Origin of the sequence: Streptomyces torulosus (assembly GCF_001419765.1) — a bacterium.
In the GTDB taxonomy this organism is placed as follows: Bacteria; Actinomycetota; Actinomycetes; order Streptomycetales; family Streptomycetaceae; genus Streptomyces; species Streptomyces torulosus.
This window is the reverse complement of the sequence record NZ_LIRK01000152.1, coordinates 2,133-2,505: the sequence shown is the minus strand read 5'-3', so window position 1 is coordinate 2,505 and position 373 is coordinate 2,133. Positions and strand designations below refer to the sequence as shown.

The window sequence follows — 373 nt, the reverse complement described above, 5'->3', positions numbered from 1 at the left end:
GCCTGCCGCCGGAGGCCGTGCTCACCGACCCGGACGTCACGGCGTCGTACGCGAACGACATGGCGAGCTTCTGCGAGGCCGGCGCCCCCGCGGTCGTGGTGCTGCCGCGGACGGTCGAGCAGGTGCAGCACGTGATGCGCACCGCCACCGAGCTGCGCGTCCCGGTGGTCCCGCAGGGCGCCCGTACGGGACTGTCGGGCGGGGCCAACGCCTCCGAGGGCTGCGTCGTGCTGTCCCTCACCAAGATGGACCGGATCCTCGAGGTCAACCCCGTGGACCGGATCGCGGTCGTCGAGCCGGGCGTCGTCAACGCCGCCCTCTCCCGCGCCGTCGCCGAACACGGGCTCGCCTACCCGCCGGACCCCTCCAGCTG

General features: G+C 74.3%; 1 protein-coding gene. It reads left to right on the top strand.

Annotated elements, in window-relative coordinates:
- Positions 1-2 precede the first annotated feature (2 nt).
- Positions 3-373: FAD-binding oxidoreductase (locus tag AOK23_RS49655; protein ID WP_240496356.1), on the top strand; the 371-nt coding region annotated here is incomplete at its 3' end.